Annotated in this window: 13 protein-coding genes and 1 tRNA gene; 7 read left to right on the forward strand and 7 right to left on the reverse strand. The window is 70.3% G+C overall.

Features of this window, described 5'->3' with window-relative positions:
• Nucleotides 1-4: 4 nt before the first annotated feature.
• From WMF46_RS24345 to WMF46_RS24365, 5 genes are all read left to right on the forward strand, one after another.
• Nucleotides 5-1,144: a type IV pilus twitching motility protein PilT gene (locus WMF46_RS24345; protein WP_437987774.1), complete on the forward strand. Its 1,140-nt coding sequence runs from the start codon at nucleotides 5-7 to the stop codon at nucleotides 1,142-1,144.
• 198 nt (nucleotides 1,145-1,342) lie between these two features.
• A complete protein-coding gene (gene lexA / locus WMF46_RS24350) occupies nucleotides 1,343-2,035 on the forward strand; it encodes a transcriptional repressor LexA (protein WP_012237101.1) in 693 nt (230 codons plus the stop codon).
• Between the two features lie 108 nt (nucleotides 2,036-2,143).
• Nucleotides 2,144-2,470, forward strand: a complete 327-nt coding sequence (locus WMF46_RS24355) for a DUF4398 domain-containing protein (protein ID WP_012237102.1) — start codon at nucleotides 2,144-2,146, stop codon at nucleotides 2,468-2,470.
• Nucleotides 2,471-2,478: 8 nt separating this feature from the next.
• Nucleotides 2,479-3,627, forward strand: a complete 1,149-nt coding sequence (locus tag WMF46_RS24360; RefSeq protein WP_437987775.1) for an OmpA family protein — start codon at nucleotides 2,479-2,481, stop codon at nucleotides 3,625-3,627.
• A 246-nt stretch (nucleotides 3,628-3,873) separates the two neighbouring features.
• A complete protein-coding gene (locus tag WMF46_RS24365; RefSeq protein WP_437987776.1) occupies nucleotides 3,874-5,523 on the forward strand; it encodes an EB domain-containing protein in 1,650 nt (549 codons plus the stop codon).
• Between the two features lie 221 nt (nucleotides 5,524-5,744).
• On the opposite strand, the gene WMF46_RS24370 is transcribed toward WMF46_RS24365, so the two are convergent.
• The gene (locus tag WMF46_RS24370) at nucleotides 5,745-6,110 is read right to left on the reverse strand and encodes a PilZ domain-containing protein (RefSeq protein WP_012237106.1); all 366 of its coding nucleotides are present in this window, start codon (nucleotides 6,108-6,110) and stop codon (nucleotides 5,745-5,747) included.
• A gap of 266 nt (nucleotides 6,111-6,376) precedes the next feature.
• Between WMF46_RS24370 and WMF46_RS24375 the strand changes: the two genes are divergently transcribed.
• Both WMF46_RS24375 and WMF46_RS24380 read left to right on the forward strand, forming a co-directional pair.
• Complete coding sequence (locus WMF46_RS24375; protein ID WP_437987777.1) at nucleotides 6,377-7,978, forward strand: TIGR02266 family protein; 1,602 nt, start codon at nucleotides 6,377-6,379, stop codon at nucleotides 7,976-7,978.
• A 51-nt stretch (nucleotides 7,979-8,029) separates the two neighbouring features.
• Nucleotides 8,030-8,980: a hypothetical protein gene (locus WMF46_RS24380; RefSeq protein WP_437987778.1), complete on the forward strand. Its 951-nt coding sequence runs from the start codon at nucleotides 8,030-8,032 to the stop codon at nucleotides 8,978-8,980.
• A gap of 251 nt (nucleotides 8,981-9,231) precedes the next feature.
• Here the strand turns inward: WMF46_RS24380 and WMF46_RS24385 are convergent.
• From WMF46_RS24385 to secF, 6 genes are all read right to left on the reverse strand, one after another.
• A tRNA-Val gene (locus WMF46_RS24385) sits at nucleotides 9,232-9,303 on the reverse strand.
• Between the two features lie 366 nt (nucleotides 9,304-9,669).
• Complete coding sequence (locus WMF46_RS24390; protein ID WP_437987779.1) at nucleotides 9,670-10,812, reverse strand: pyridoxal phosphate-dependent aminotransferase; 1,143 nt, start codon at nucleotides 10,810-10,812, stop codon at nucleotides 9,670-9,672.
• A 141-nt stretch (nucleotides 10,813-10,953) separates the two neighbouring features.
• Nucleotides 10,954-12,063 carry an MlaD family protein gene (locus WMF46_RS24395; RefSeq protein WP_437987780.1) on the reverse strand — a complete coding sequence of 370 codons (1,110 nt, stop codon included), beginning with the start codon at nucleotides 12,061-12,063 and terminating at the stop codon, nucleotides 10,954-10,956.
• A 35-nt stretch (nucleotides 12,064-12,098) separates the two neighbouring features.
• On the reverse strand, nucleotides 12,099-12,878 hold the full coding sequence (locus WMF46_RS24400; protein ID WP_437910873.1) for an ABC transporter ATP-binding protein: 780 nt from the start codon (nucleotides 12,876-12,878) through the stop codon (nucleotides 12,099-12,101).
• A gap of 40 nt (nucleotides 12,879-12,918) precedes the next feature.
• Nucleotides 12,919-14,673: a single-stranded-DNA-specific exonuclease RecJ gene (gene recJ, locus WMF46_RS24405; protein ID WP_437987781.1), complete on the reverse strand. Its 1,755-nt coding sequence runs from the start codon at nucleotides 14,671-14,673 to the stop codon at nucleotides 12,919-12,921.
• Between the two features lie 87 nt (nucleotides 14,674-14,760).
• A complete protein-coding gene (gene secF / locus WMF46_RS24410; RefSeq protein WP_437987782.1) occupies nucleotides 14,761-16,002 on the reverse strand; it encodes a protein translocase subunit SecF in 1,242 nt (413 codons plus the stop codon).
• Nucleotides 16,003-16,055 lie beyond the last annotated feature (53 nt).

The raw sequence follows: 16,055 nt of genomic DNA on the forward strand, positions 1-16,055 counted from the left end.
GCGCATGACCACCGAGCTCGTCGGACAGCAGGAAGGCCTCCGGTACACGCTCCAGCAGCTCCTCCGCGCGATGGTGGAGAAGGGCGCGAGCGACATGCACATCACGAGCGGCACGCCGCCGCTCCTGCGCATCGACGGCACGGTGGTGCCGCTGAAGCTCCCGCCGCTCATGCCGAGCGACACGAAGCAGCTCTGCTACTCGGTGCTGAGCGAGGAGCAGGTGGCGGCGTTCGAGCAGCGCAACGAGCTCGATCTCTCGTTCGGCATGAAGGGGCTCGCCCGCTTCCGCGCCAACATCTACATGCAGCGCGGCGCCGTCGCCGCCGCGTTCCGGCAGATCCCCTTCCGGATCATGAACTTCGACGAGCTGGGCCTGCCGCCGGTGGTGCTCGACATCACCGCCAAGCCCCGCGGCCTCGTGCTCGTGACGGGCCCGACGGGCTCGGGCAAGACGACCACGCTCGCGAGCATCATCGACAAGATCAACGCGGAGCAGCGGCTGCACATCCTCACGATCGAGGATCCGATCGAGTACCTGCACCCGCACAAGCTGTCGCTCGTGAACCAGCGCGAGATCGGCTCCGACACCGCGTCGTTCAAGGACGCCCTGCGATACGCCCTGCGCCAGGATCCGGACGTCGTGCTCGTCGGCGAGATGCGCGACCTCGAGACCGTCGAGTCGGCGCTGACGATCGCCGAGACCGGCCACCTCGTGTTCGCCACGCTCCACACGAACTCGGCGATCTCGACGATCAACCGCATCATCGACGTCTTCCCGCCGCACCAGCAGTCGCAGGTGCGCCAGCAGCTCTCGTTCACGCTCGTCGCCGTGATGACGCAGCTCCTCCTGCCGCGCGCGAACGGCCCGGGGCGCGTCATGGCGATGGAGGTCATGATCCCGAACGCGGCGATCAGGAACCTCATCCGCGAGGACAAGCTCCACCAGATCTACTCGCAGATGCAGGTGGGCCAGTCCGGCAGCGGCATGCAGACGATGGCCCAGTCGCTCGTGTCCCTCTACCAGCGCCGGATGATCACGCTGGAGGAGGCGTTCGCGGCGGCCGCCGACGGCGAAGAGATCCGGACGATGCTGGAGCCCCGTCAGGCGGTGAGCTCGCGGAACAACGGCCCGAAGCAGCCCTGACCACAGCGGCGCCCTGCCCTTCGGTTCACCCTGCACGCTCGACCCGCCTTACGGCTCACGGCGCGGCGCGGCGGGAGGCGGGGCGGACGGTCGGACGAGCGCCGCTGGCATCCAGAAAATCGCAGTAAAATCGAGGCCATGGAGAGGGGGCTCCACACTTTTTTGACATCTACCCAACCGTTCAGTAGGTTCCGCCCGATGCAGGGGCTCACCGAGCGACAACAGCAGGTGCTTCACTATATCCGGCAGTCGATCAGCGAGCGCGGCTACCCGCCGACGCTGCGCGAGATCGGCGCGCATATGGGGATTCGCTCGACGAACGGGGTGAACGATCACCTCCGGGCGCTCGAACGCAAGGGCTACCTCACGCGCGAGGACATGAAGTCGCGCGCGCTCCGCCCGCGCGATCTCGACGGCGCGGGCGCCGGCGGCGGCGCCGATCTCCGCGGCGCGCTCGTGAACGGTGGGAACGACGCCCCTGCGAACGACCAGGAGGACGACCTCGTCGAGATCGCGGTCGTCGGCCGGATCGCCGCGGGCCTGCCGATCCTCGCCGAGGAGCACGTCCTCGATACGGTCCGGATCGAGCGCACGCTCGTGCGCGGCGGGCGCGAGGTGTTCGGCCTGCGCGTCACCGGCGACTCGATGATCGAGGCGGGCATCTTCAGCGGCGACTACATCTTCGTGCGCCGGCAGCTCACCGCGCAGCGCGGCGACATCGTGGTGGCGCTGATCGGCGACGAGGCGACCGTAAAATACTTCTTCCCCGAGAAGGACTACGTGCGTTTCCAGCCGGCGAACGCGGCGATGGCGCCGATCCTGGTCCGGGCGAGCGACTTCAAGCCCGCGATGCTCCTCGGCGTGGTCGTCGGCGTCTACCGGAAGCTCTGACCTCACCCTTCCCTTCCCCGAGCCGGTTGACGCGCGCCGAGCGGCCTTGATAGCGTCGCGACGGCCGGGCAGACGGTCTTAGGTGCCCGCTCCAGAAAGAACGCGATCGTGACGACGCACGGGCGGCGATTCGGGACTTGGATTTCAGGCGCGGGCATGGTGCTCGCGGCGGCTCTCACGGGCGGCTGCGGCGGTACCCTCTACGCCTTCACCGCGAACTCGGCCTCGAGCAAGCTCGAGACGGCCGAGGCGCTCGGCGCAGAGAAGTATGCGCCGTACGAGTACTACACCGCGCGCGAGCACCTCTGGAAGGCTCGGGAGGAGGCCGCGGCCGCCGACTACGGCGACGCGATCGACTTCGCCGACGTCGCAGAGGAGTACGCGGACAAGGCGATCACCCTAGCGAAACAGGCGCACGAGGGCGCGGGTCGATGAGCATTGGAATGACGCGCCGCAGTTCCCGCCGCGCCCGTCGCGCAGGCGCCCTCGCTGTCGTGGCGATCGCCGGGGCCGCCTTCTCGTGCACGCAGGTGCCGGTCATGCGCGGCGACATCGAGGCGCTGACCACCATCGCGAAGCAGGCGGAGCGCAACGGCGCGCTCCGCTGCGCGCCGCGCGAGCTGGCGATGGCGAAGTCGCACCTGTCGTTCGCCTCGGTCGAGCTCGATCAGGGCTTCTTCGTCCGGGCCAAGGAGCACCTCGACATCGCGAAGGCGAACACGCACGCCGCGTACGACCTCTCGCCGCCGCAGAAGTGCGCCGAGCGCGGGTTCGTCGAGGAGGCGCCGCCGCCCAAGCCCGGAGACTGCGACGGCGACGGGCTGCTCGATCCGCAGGACAAGAAGTGCCCGTGCGACGCCGAGACCTGGAACGGCTTCCAGGACGATGACGGCTGCCCGGACGATCCGGACACGGACGGCGACGGCCTGACGGACGGCAAGGACAGCTGCGTGCTCCTGCCCGAGGACAAGGACGGCTACCTCGACGAGGACGGCTGCCCCGAGCTCGACAACGACCTCGATACGATCCTCGACGCGAACGACAAGGACAGCACGGGCAAGAACTGCGCGAACGACCCGGAGGATCCGGACGGCTACGAGGACGCCGACGGCTGCCCCGAGCCGGACAACGACCAGGACACCGTGGTCGATCTCGAGGACCAGTGCCCGAACGAGCCGGGCGTGGTCGGCGGCGACAAGCCGGGCTGCCCGAAGAAGCCGAGCCTGGTCATCGTCACCGAGAAAGAGATCAAGATCACGCAGCAGATCCACTTCGAGTTCGACAAGGACAAGATCCGGCCCGAGAGCTTCCCGATCCTCGACGCCGTGGTCGAGGTCCTCCAGCAGAACCCGAAGATCAAGATCGAGATCCAGGGGCACACGGACAACAAGGGCGCCGCGGCCTACAACAAGAAGCTGTCGGATCGGCGTGCGGCCTCGGTGAAGAAGTACCTGGTGGCCAAGGGCATCGACGAGGCCCGGCTGACATCGAAGGGGTACGGCATGGAGCAGCCGATCGTGCCGAACACGTCCGACCAGAACCGTGCCCTGAACCGGCGCGTGCAGTTCGTCCGCACGGAGGGCGCGCAGTAGTCCAGCCGTCGCGGGAGCACCGCCTGGCGTGTCGGGGTACGGTCGCTCTCGACCGCGCAGTCCAGGGGGCCGGACCCGGCCCCCTCCTCCTGAAAGCAAGAGCCCCTCCCCAGCACACCCTGGAGGTCTGAACCCGTGTTTTTCCGTCGTTCACGCCGCGCTCGTCTCGCGTCTGCACTGACTTCGCTGTGGGTCCTCGGCGCGCCGGCGGTCGCCGGCGCCGCCGGCGAAAAGGACGCGGAGGCGATGAAGCTGCACAACCAGGCGATGGACGATGACTACCTCTCTGTCGAGTTCGACAAGGCGGAGAAGAAGCTCAAAGACGCCCTGAAGAAGTGCGACAAGAACGCCTGCTCGAAGCCGGTGGTCGGCAAGCTGCACATCGCGCTCGGCACGGTGTATGGCGGCGGCAACAAGCTCCAGCAGGCCAAGGCCGAGTTCGTGCTGGCGCTCCAGGCCGATCCGAAGGCGGCGCTCATCGACGCGCTGACGACGACCGAGCTGGCCCAGGCGTTCAAGGAGGCCCAGAAGGAGGCGCAGGCCGCCGGGAAGGCGCCTCGCGACGGCGGCGGCAAGGCCACGAAGGCCGCGGCGGGCGACGTTCCCCACACGCCGGTGGCGGAGCAGGCGGTGAACACGCCGGTGCCCGTGTACGTCGAGATCCCGGAGGAGATCGACGCGTCCAAGGCGACGGTCCGCTACAAGCCGTTCGGCTCGCCCAAGTGGAAGTCGCTCGAGATGAGGCGTATCGAGAGCGGCTTCGGGGTGGAGATCCCCTGCGAGGATGTCACGACGACCGGCGATATCCGGTATTTCGTCATCCTGAGGGACGAGGCGGGCGATCCGGTGGGCACCGCCGGTTCGATGCAGGCGCCTCACCGGGTGCCCATCAAGAACGAGATCGAGCAGGAGCCGTCGCTGCCTGGCCAGGAGCCGCCGAAGCGGTGCGCCGCGAAGGAGGATTGCCCGCCGGGCCTGCCTGGCTGCCCCGAGGCCGGCGGCAAGCGCGGGGACAAGACCTGGGGTTCGGCCTGCGAGGCGACCGAGGAGTGCCAGTCGGGGCTCGCCTGCGTGAACGGGACCTGCGAGCAGGGGAGCGACGAGGGCGGCGGGGCGTCGAAGGGCAAGGGCAAGGGCAAGGGCAACCGCAACGTGGTCGGCGTCTCCGGCCAGCTCGACCTGCTCCTGGTGCGCGGTACGGATTACGTCTGCTCGGGCAGCGACGCCGCCTACGCCTGCTTCTATTCGGGCGGCGAGGGCCGGCAGTTCTACGGCGAGCCCGCGGATCTGGAGGGAACGAACGGGGTCAAGGGCGGCCTGAGCCTCGCTGGGTGGCGGGTGATGCTGTCGTACGATCGGCAGCTGTTTTCGGACCTGTCGCTGCTCCTCGGCGTACGGGTCGGATTCGCGTTCGGCGGCTCGCCGTCTTCCAAGAACGGGCCGAACCCGTGGACGGACGAGGCGGGCAATGACTTGCAGAACCCGCACCTCCAGGCGCTCAGCTTCCTGCCGCTCCATGCGGAGCTCCGCGCGACGTATTTCCTCCTGGGGGATCGGATTGTCGAGAAGGGCGGGTTCCGCCCCTATGCCTTCGCCTCGCCCATCGGTCTGGCCCAGGTGAACGCCTCGGTGCCTGTGGATGTGTGCGATCGCCGCACCGAGGAAGGGGATCTGGTGCGCACCAGCAGCAGCAACAGGTGTCCGGCGAACACCCGCTACGTCGAGAATCTCGATGCCTACCAGATCACCGGGCGGAACTTCTCGGCGCTAGGCGCCGGTGTGGTCTATGGCATCACCCAGAACTTCGGAGTGTCTGCCGAGATGAAGGTGATGCTGATGTGGCCAACGCTCGGCCTCGTCCTGGCCCCCACCGTCAGCCCCGTGTTCGCCTTCTAGCGCCCCCTCCCGCACCTACAGCGACGTTCCCGACGTGCTCCAGCGCAGCGCGTCGGAACAGCCGAACCCCTCTTCCCTACCCCGTCCCAGCCGCAGCGCGGGGGGGCGCCCGCACAGGAGACGGGTCCAGATCGGCGTTTTCGGCGCGCAGGCGTACTCACCTACGCCGAGCACCGAAAGCGCCGAGATGGGCCCGTCTCCTGTGCGGGCGCCCCCCCGCGCTAAAGATCGAAGTGTTCGGTGCCGAGCAGCTGGTAGAGGCCGTAGAGCGACCCGGCGTCGTGGTGCTCGAAGCGAACGCCCGCGCGCGCCGGCCGCCCCGCCGCACCGCGGCGGATCCAGGCGATACGACCGCGGAGGCTCAGCGGATCCCACAGGTTCGGGGCGGTGACCTCGAGCGTCACCGACGCCTCGGGATCCAGGAGCTCCGACGCGAGCTGGGCCTCGGACAGCTCGATGCCGGCGCCGCCCAGCCCCAGATCGCGGATGCGAACGCCGTGCTCCTCGATCGACTGGCGATCGCGCAGCGTCGCCCCAAGATCGACGCGTCGCCTCGCGTGAACGCGAAAGTGGTCCCGGACAGCCATCCTGGCGCATTCTCCAGTCGACGCGAACATATCACGAGAGACGCGCGCACACGCTCGGTTCGCCAAGCCGTGCGGCGCAGGGGCGCAGGCGCGACCACGCGCGCCGCGCGAACAGCATGCTCGCCCGGTCGCCCATGGCTGCGTTCGGTAAAGCGACCGTCACGTGTTAGCCTTTGGGCTTCGCGGCGAACCTTGGGTAACATGCGGACCACATCCGCTGGAGCGAGTCGCGAGCGAGTCGCGAAGTAGACGGGAGTTCTACCCTGATGGCCCAGGACACACGCAAAGATCCGCGAGCGAGAGTGCTGCAGATGACCGTCCGCTACAAGAGCGCCACGGTCGACGAGTTCATCGAGCACCACTCGCATGACGTGAGCCGTGGCGGCATCTTCATCAAGACGCCGTCGCCCTTCCCCGCTGGCACGCTGCTCAAGTTCGAGATCCGTCTGCAGGATGAGCAAGCCGTGATCGCCGGCGTCGGCCGCGTCGTGTGGAAGCGCGAGCCCGCGCAGGGGAGCGACGCGCACCCGGCGGGCATGGGCGTGAAGTTCATCAAGATCGATGAGAAATCCAAGGCCGTGATCACCCGGCTCGTCGACGCGCAAGCGGGCGCCGGGTCGGCGTTCGAGGCCGGCATCACCGACCGCGCGGATCTGGGCGACGACGTGCAGGAGATCACGGCCCCGTCGGCGACCGCGAGCGCGCCGCAGGCCGAGCCCGCGGCCGCGGCCTCCAAGGCAGCGCAGGCGCAGGTGAAGCGGGCGTCGACGATGCTGGGGCTCGGCTCGATCGGGGCGAAGGGCGACGCGGGCAAGGGCGAGGCGAAGAAGGCCGACGTCGCGGAGGGCGGCGGCTTCTTCCCGCAGACGAACCCCGAGAAGGAGATGCCGCCGCCCGACGAGCGGACGATGATGAAGCAGGCGGCCGAGCTGCTGAAGCAAGCGCTCGCCGACGCCGGCGGCTCGCTGGACGAGATCGGCCCGTCCAAGGAGCCGCTCATGGCCGCCCCGCCGAAGAAGGCCGAGCCCGCTCCGGCGCCGAAAGAGGAGCACGTCAGGCCGCTGGCCGAGCCGGCGGCGATGCCGGTCCAGGCGGTCGCCCAGCTGGCGAACGAGCGGGAAGCGCGGGACGATGCGCCCGCGGCCGAGGCGAGACCAGCGAAGGCAGCCGCGGCTAGGAGGCCGGCCGAGGTCGCGGACCGGGCGCCGGCGGACGATCTGCACGGCAAGCCTGCGCGCCAGGACGTGAAGGCGGCCGACGATCAGGCGAAGGCGAAGCCGGCGGCCGCCAAGCCCAAGGAAGACAAGGCGGCCAAGGCCGCCCCCGCGGCCCAGGCTCCGCTCGCGCAGGAAGAGGAGAGCAGCGGCACCGGGCGGCTGCTCACGATCCTGCTGGTCGCGGCAGCGCTCTGCGGCGCGCTCTGGCTCGTCTTCGGGCAGAGCGACAAGCCCTCCGCGACCCCGCCGGCCGCGCCCGAGCAGCCCGCGGCGAAGCCTGCGGCTCCGGCGGAGAAGCCTGCGGCTCCGGCGGAGAAGCCTCAGCCGACGGAGGTCGTGCCCGCGGCGACGGACAAGGCTGCGCCCGCCGCGACGGCGGCGCCCACGACGACCGCCGAAGCGCCGGCGGCGCCGACGGCGAGCGCCACCGCGACCGCGGAGCCTGCGGCCCCCAAGGCGACGGCCGAGCCTGCGGCCCCGGCGACGGCGGAGCCCGCGGCCCCCAAGGCGACGGCGGAGCCTGCACCCACCCCAGCGCCAGAGCCCGCGGCCCCCACGGCGACGGCGGCGCCCGCGGCGCCCAAGCCGGCGGCCCCTAGGCCCAGGCCGGCCGCGCCGAAGCCGCCGAAGAACGACGATCCCTACGGTTGATGACCAGGCCGCGGGTCCTCCGCGGGAGAGGCAGCTGCGATGAGCGGCTCGGTGAGTCACGTCGGTGAATCAGGGCTGGGCCGCTCGAAGGCGGCCGCCACGCTGGCCGCGCTGGGCCTGCTGGCCGCGACCGGGCTCGTCTGCGGCGCGGTCGCGCTGCGCGATCCGACGGCCGTGACGGCGCTCGAGGGGGGCGCCAGCGTCTCGCCGAGCCCTTCGCCGGCCGCCGCGCCCAGCAGCAGCGTCCGCGAGAGCAGCAGCGCGCCGGCCCCCGAGCCGGCGCCGGCGCTCGCGCCCGCGGAGCCCGAGGCCCCGGCGAAGGCGCCGCCTGCTCGCGCTCAGCCCGCGGAGCTCGAGAGCGCCCAGGCCGCGGGGAGCGCGGCGCTCGGCTCGCTCGCGCAGCGGTATCCGGAAGATCCCGCGGTCCTCCGGGCCCTCGCGGTCGCGCAGGGGCGCGAGAAGGCGATGGCGGCCGCGCTGCTCACGGCGCAGCGGCTGTTCGAGGTCGCTCCCGAGGAGGCCGGGAACGACGAGCTCAAGCAGATCATCCTGAGGGCAGCGAACGGCACCCCGGACCTCGCCCTCACGGCGTTCGATCTGATGGCCAAGCACATGGGAAGCCGCGGTCCCGACCTGCTCTACGAGGTGGTGACCGCGCCGAAGTTCGGCGATTGGCCCAGGGACCACGCGAGCACACGGCTGATGGAGAGCAGCGTGCGGCAGCTCGCGTCGCCGGCGCTGCTCGTCGCCGACGATCTGCGCCGCCTCACGGAGTGCCCCACCAAGGCGATGCTCGCCAGGGTGCGCGAGGAGGGCGATGTCCGCGCGCTCCATTACATCAAGGCGCTGGGCACCCCCCAGCCATGCCGGGGCCATCGGACGCGCAGGTGCCTCAGGTGCGGCCCCCTCCAGAAGGAGCTCCGCGCGACGGCCAGCGTCATCGAGAAGCGCAAGAACGACAAGGCGGCGGCAGCGCCGCCCGCCGCGAGCGCTGCTCGCTGAACGCCTTCGCCTCGCCAACCCCGGAGCGGCCTGCGCCCCTCGCTTCGCCGCTTTCACGCCCCGACGTGACGGCGCCGAGCGGCTTCTCACCCCGCCGCCCCCGCAAAGCTGCAGGCACGAAGGGAGCGCATCGGCACGGCCGCGCGGGCGACTCGATGCTCCGCAGCAACCGCTCAACACCTGCTGGGAGCGGCACGGCCACGCGGACAGCTCGACGCGTGAAACCAGCTCACCAGGGGAGCGAATCGGGGTGGGCGCAGCAGGACTTGAACCTGCGACTTCGTCCGTGTGAAGGACGCACTCTACCGCTGAGTTATGCGCCCGATGCCAGCCGGTTGTCACCCGGCCGTTTCGGAAAGACGTGGCGCTTTTAACCCAAACATCGGCGTTCGACAAGAAGAACTCGCTGGCGATGTCGAACTTCTTCGCGGCGCTCCGTCAGCCCCGGAGCCGGCGGCCCGTGAGGCAGGCCCGGAACCGACGGGTCGCCGGTGAAGGCGCGCCTGGCGGCTGCGGCCAGCGAGCCGGCCGCGGGGCCCGCGCGCGCCGGCTGCGCCCCCCCGGTGAGCGACCGGGGCATGGAGCCAGGCGGGCCGCCGCGTCCGCGCGGCGTCGGGGTCGAGCGATCGGAGACGGGCGCCGCTGCGCTTCGAGCGCGCGCGTGGGCACCGGCGCAGCGACGCGCGCGGTCAATCGAGCGTCGCGACGGCGCGCCGGAGCGCGGCGAGGCCTGCTTCGATGTGGTCCTCATCGCAGGCATACGAGAAGCGAAGGTACCCAGGCGCGCCGAAGGGGGTGCCGGCGACCGCGGCGACGTGCGCCTGCTCGAGCATCCACGTCGCCACGTCCTCGTCGCTCGCGAGCGTCGTCCCCTGGAAAGCGCGCCCGCAGAGCCCGCGCACGTCGGCGAACGCGTAGAACGCGCCTTCCGGCGTCCTGCAGCGCACCCCCGGTACGGCGTTGAGCCCCTCGACCATCAGCGAGCGCCGCCGGGCGAACGCCGCGCGCATCGCGAACACCGCGTCGCGGGGCCCGTTCAGGGCGGCGACAGCGGCCGCCTGGGAGACGGCCGCCGCGTTCGTGGTGCTCTGACCCTGGACCACGTCGAGCGCCCTCGCGACCTCGGCCGGCGCGATGCTCCAGCCGATCCGCCAGCCCGTCATGGCGAAGGTCTTGCTAACCCCGTCGACGACGATCACCCGCGGCGCGAGATCCTCCGCGAGCGCGGGGAGCGACACGTGCCGGAACCCGTCGTAGGTGAGATCGGCATAGATCTCGTCGACGACGATCCAGCAGTCATGGCGCCGCAGCACGCCCAAGAGCGGGAGCAGGTGCTCTTCCGCATACGCCGAGCCGGTCGGATTGGAGGGCGTGCACAGGATGATCGCCTTCACCCGCGGAGAAAGCGCGCCCTGGAGCGCGTCCGCCGTGAGGCGGAACCCCATCTCCTCGGTCGTGTCGACGATGACCGGCGTGGCGCCGACGAGGCGCACCTGCTCCGGGTAGCTCACCCAGTAGGGCGCGGGGATGACGACCTCGTCTCCCGGCTCGAAGAGCGCGGTCGCGAGGTTGAACAACGCGTGCTTCGCGCCGCAGCTCACGGTGACCTGGCTCGGCAGCGGCCGCCAGCCGCGGTGCTGCTCGGTCGCTGCGCAGATCGCCGACTTCAGCTCGGAGATGCCGGACACGGCCGTGTAGTGGGTGGCTCCGGCGTCCAGCGCCGCCTTCGCCGCGGTACGAATGTGCTCCGGCGTGTCGAAGTCAGGCTCGCCCACGCCGAAGGAGAAGACCTTGTGCCCGTCGGCGCGGAGGCGCGCGGCCCTCGCCGCCATGGCGAGCGTTGCACTGGGCGCGACGGCCGACAGACGGTCAGCGAGCTTCCTGGGCATCGAGACACTGAGGAATAAAGGGCGGCCTGAGATAACGCAAGGCGCTACCGCTCCGGCGCTTGCGCGGGCGGCTCGGATGTGCCGCTAGGGCGACGGCGTGGCGCCGCCGACCTGGACCGCGGGCTTCTGCTCGTCCTGCTTGATCGAGTAGCGCACGAGCGCGCGGAGCACGTCGTTGCGCTGCACGTTGCCGAGGAGGCTCTTCATGTCCTCGTAGATCGACGGATCGACAAGCAGGGCGCCGAGGGTCCCCTTGCCCGCCCTCATGTCGTGCACGATCGCCCGCAGATCGCCGGTCATCGCCGTCACGTTGGCGAGCGCCTCGGCGCCGTCGCCCTTGCCGCCATAGAGCGCGTCGTGCGCGAGGCTGTCGCTCTCGCGGATGCCCCGCAGCGTCATGGCGACCTCGTCCGCCGCGCTCCCGAACTGCTGAATCTGCTTCTGCGGGCCGTCGCCGTAGATGACGTCGTGCGCGAACCCCGGCCCCTCCTTGACCCGCGAGACGACCCCCCGCACCTCGCGCACCGCGCTCGCGAGCTCCGTGCTGAGGCGGTCGAGGCTCTGCACGGTGCGCGAGATGCGCTCGGCCTCCTCGGGATCGGTCAGGAAGCGGTGCGGGTAGCCTTCCCCCTCGGTCACCTGCTTCATCAGCGTGTTCGCCGAGGCGACCGTCTCGCGGAGATCCCTGTGCAGCTTCTCGTCGGCGATGCTCTCCGAGACCTTCTGGATGTTGTCGAGCGTCGCCTCGGCCTTCTCGGCCATGCCGGTCACCTTCCCCATCACGTCGGTCGGCACCTCGCCGGGGATGTGGCCGCCGGGCGGCACCGAGTCCGGGCTCTGCCCCTTCGTGAGCTCCAGCATCTTGTCGCCGAGCAGGCCCTTGTTCGCGATCTGGGCGACGCTGTCCGTCTTGATCCGGCTCGCCTCGCTCTCGACGATCTCGAGCTTCACATAGATCTTGGTGTCCTTCGGATCAGGGCCGTAACCGACCTCGGCGACGTGACCGATGTCGATGCCTCCCATGCGGATGGGCGCGCCCGGCTTCAGCCCCTGGACGTCGCCGAAGTTCGTCGTGAAGCTGACGGAAGAGTCGAAGAGCCGCCGCTCGTCGCCTATCAGGAAAATGACTACGGCGGAGAGCACAAGGCCCGCCAGCACAAAGAGTCCGACCTTCAGATCGCGCGCTCTGCCCATGCAAAAGGGCATCTTGCGCGATCTCGGGGGGATCGTCACGCGCCGAGAAGCGTCTGGACGTCCTCATTCACCGGAGCGGTCCCGGTAATGAAATCGGCGACATGCGGATCGGTAGACTTCCGGAACTCGTCCGGGGTGCCGGTCGCGATGACCTCGCCGCGGAAGATCATCGCCATCCGATCCGAGATCGAGAACGCGCTCTTCATGTCGTGCGTCACCACGATGCTCGTCACGTTGAGCGCCTGTTTCAGCCCCTTGATGAGGTGGTTGATGCGCTCGGTGTTGATCGGATCGAGGCCGGTCGTCGGCTCGTCGTAGAGCAGCACCTCGGGCTGCACCGCGATGGCGCGCGCGAGGCCGACGCGCTTCTTCATGCCGCCGGACAGGTCCCCCGGGCGCATCTGCTCGATGCCCGGCAGGCCGACCAGCGACAGCGCCCAGTTGACCCGATCCGCGATCTGCGCCTCGGTCATCTCCTTGCGGTAGTGCTCGTGCAGGCCGTAAGCGACGTTCTCACCGACCGAGATCGAGTCGAACAGGGCGCCGCCCTGGAAGAGCATCGCGATGCGCTGGCGTACCCCGGCGATGCGCGACTCGCTCAGGCGCGTGATCTCCTCACCGTGAAACTGGATAGATCCATCATCGGCGTCGAGCAGACGGATGAGCAGCTTGAGCATGACGCTCTTGCCGACGCCCGAGCCGCCCATGATGGTGATCGTCTCGCCCGGGTACACTTCAAGGTTCAGGTCGCGGTAGATGACCTTCGGACCGAAGGCCTTGCGCACACGCGAGAACCGGATCAGCGGCTCAGCCACGCGTTCACGCTAGCACGCCGCGGAGGCCCGCCGCGAACGCTCAGTCGGACGCGGCGACGTGCTCGATCCTGATCTCGACGGCGTCCCCACCGCGCCAGGCGTCGCGCCGGAGGCGGCCCACCACGTCGACGCGCTTGCCGGTGAACCGCGGCGCGAGCTCGCCCAGCTCGAACCCGAAGCACGAGATCTCGCGGCGGGCGAACGTGAGCTCCAGCTTGAGGTGGCCCTTCAGGTTCCTCGCGGAGCGCACGGCCGCGCCCGCCACGAGGACGTACGACGGGCGGTTGCCCTCGCCGCACGGCTCGAGCCGCTCGAGATCGCGCGCAACGGCCGCCGGATCGTCGCGATCGTCGAGCCGGACGTGGGCGGCCGCGAACGCCGCGGCGGCCGGGAGGTCCTGCTCGCGGAAGGCATCGCACCACGCCGCCCGGAGCGCCTCGACGCGATCGGCGCGCACCTCGACGCCGGCCGCCGCCTGGTGGCCGCCGAAGCCGACGAGCTCGGCGCGGCACCGGGTGAGCGCGTCGTGGAGCCGCGCGCCCGCTGGACCGCGCACCGAGCCGCGCCCCTTCGCGCCCTCGAGCGCGATCACGATCGCCGGCTTGCCGTAGCGACCCGTGATCCTGCCAGCGACGATGCCGACCACGCCGGGGTGGAAGCCCTGCCGCGCGATGACGATCGCAGGATCCCGATCGAACCCGGCGCGCTCGATCTCGGCGAGCGCGGACGTCAGCATCTCGTCCTGGATCGCGCGCCGCTTCATCTGCGCCTGCTCGACCGTGGCGGCGAGCGCGGAGGCGGTCACGCCGTCGTGCGCGAGCAGGAGCTCCAGGGAGATGTCGGGATCGCCGAGCCGACCGGGCGCGTTGAGGCGGGGCGCGATCCGGAAGGCGACGTCCTCGGCGGACGCGCCGCGCCCGAGATCGAGGTTGGCGAGCGCCGCGAGCGCGCGGAGCCCTGGACGGGGCCCGGTCTGGAGCACGCCTAGGCCGGCCCGCACGAGCGCGCGGTTGTCGCCGGTCAGCGGAGCGACGTCGGCGACCGTGCCGATCGCCACGAGGTCGAGGTAGGGGCGGAGATCGAGCGACGAGCCGAGCTTCTTGCGCACGGCGGCCAGGAGCGAGAGCGCGAGCCCGCAGGAGGCGAGCCCCTTGTATGGGAAGCCGCAATCGGCGCGGTGCGGGTTCAGGAACGCGATCGCGGGGAGCGGCTCGGCCGGCACGAGGTGGTGATCGATGACGACGCAGTCGATGCCGGCCGCGCGGGCCGCAGCCAGCCGCTCGTGATCGCTGGATCCGCAGTCGCACGTGATGAGCAGCGTGGGACCAGCGCGCATCACGCGCTCCAGCGCGGGCGCCGAGAGGCCATAGCTACCTTCGGCGCGCGTCGCGAGGAGCGGCACCACCTGTCCCGAGAGGGCGCGCAGCCCGCCGGTCATGATGGCGGTCGCGGTGATCCCGTCGCAGTCGTAGTCGCCGAAGACGGCGATCCGCTCGCCGGCGCGCACGGCGCGCGCGATCCGCTCCGCGCTCGCCTCGCGATCGGCCATCGCGTCGGGCGAGGTGAGGTGCGAGAGCCGCGGGTCGAGGAAGCGCCGTGTCGCCTCGTCAGGCGCCCAGCCGGCCCGGTGCAGGATGTCCGCTACCGTGATCGACAGCCCCAGCTGGCGCGCCATCACGAGCGCCTCGGCGGACGCCTCGCCCGGATCCGCGACGGGCGCGGCGCCCCCCGCCGCGGGCGACGCCGGCGCCTCGCGCTCGGGGAGCTCCCTCCAGGCCTCCGTGGCGGTGCTCATCACAGAAGCGGGTACACCGATGGGGTGGGTGCGTCCATGGCCTGGGCGGTTCAGGCCGCGCGGCCCCGCGCGGCCACGGCGAGGCGCTCAGACGACCGCGTCGGCTCGCTTCTGCGTGCGCACGCGGCTGACCTTCCTGCGCTTGCTCCCGTTCGCGCCGAAGAACCGGCGGTCGATCCACTCGGTGAGCGGCGCCGCAACGTAGATCGACGAGTACGTGCCGACGGCGATCCCGACGACGAGCGTGAACGCGAAGTCCTTGATGACGCCCGTGCCATAGAAGAGGAACATGACGAGCGACAGCAGCGTCGTCATCGACACGAGGATCGTGCGCCCGAGCATCTCGGAGAGCGAGAAGTTGATGACGGCGGCGAAGCTCATATCGCGGTGCTTCCCCAGGTTCTCGCGGATCCGGTCGTAGACGACGACCGTGTCCGTGATCGAGTAGCCGACGATCGTGAGGAGCGCGGCGACCGTGGAGAGGGTGATCTCGCGCTGCGTGATCACCATCGCGCCGAGCGCGATGCCGACGTCGTGCACGAGGGCGACGATGCCGCCGGGCGCGAACCGGATGTCGAACCGGAACGCGATGTACGCCATGATGAAGAAGAGCGTGATGGCGACGCTCTTGATGGCCGCGTCGCGCAGCTGCGCGCCGGCCTTCGGGCCGATCCACTCGACCCGGAGCGCCTGCTCGGGCACCTTGTCCGCGCCGAGGTGCTGCCGGAGGCCATCCATCAGCTGGTCGCCCTTCGACTTCAGGTGGAGCTCGACCTTGTGGTCGCGCTCGCTCACGATGAGCGGGTTGTTCGCGCCGGCCCTGAGCTCGACCCCCTCGATGCCCTCGAGCTGCTTCTTGATCCCCTCCAGGTCGGGCGCGGTGTCGTAGCGCGTGGAGATCTTGTCACCGCCGGGGCTGAACTTGACCTCGGTGGCGCGCACCGCGTGCGGGCAGCGGTCCTCGGGGACGGAGCCGTTCTCCGGCGGCAGGCACATCCGATCGCGCACCGCGGCCTTCTGCTGCTCCGTCAGCGTGGAGACCTCGTGGACCCGGATGAGGTAGCGGTTCGGGTTGGCCTGATCCGCGACGGACACGATGTCCGGGGAGTCGAAGCCCGCCTTGGTGACGGCATCGCGGACCTCGGCGCTCGATACCGGAGCCCGGAAGGCGACCTCGACCTCGGTGCCTCCCTTGAAATCGGTCCCGAGCTTCGGCCCCGGCACGATGAACGAGATGATCGACAGGATGAGCAGCACCCCGCTGAGCCCGATGAAGAGCCAGCGCTTGCTCATGAAGTCGAACTGACGGCCAGGTTTGATGAGTTCCATCGTCGTGTCTCAATCGGAGAGCCGCTCGCGCGTTCTCCCTCATAAGGTCGGAG

Origin of the sequence: Sorangium sp. So ce117 (assembly GCF_051524395.1) — a bacterium.
Classification (GTDB): domain Bacteria; phylum Myxococcota_A; class Polyangia; order Polyangiales; family Polyangiaceae; genus Sorangium; species Sorangium cellulosum_B.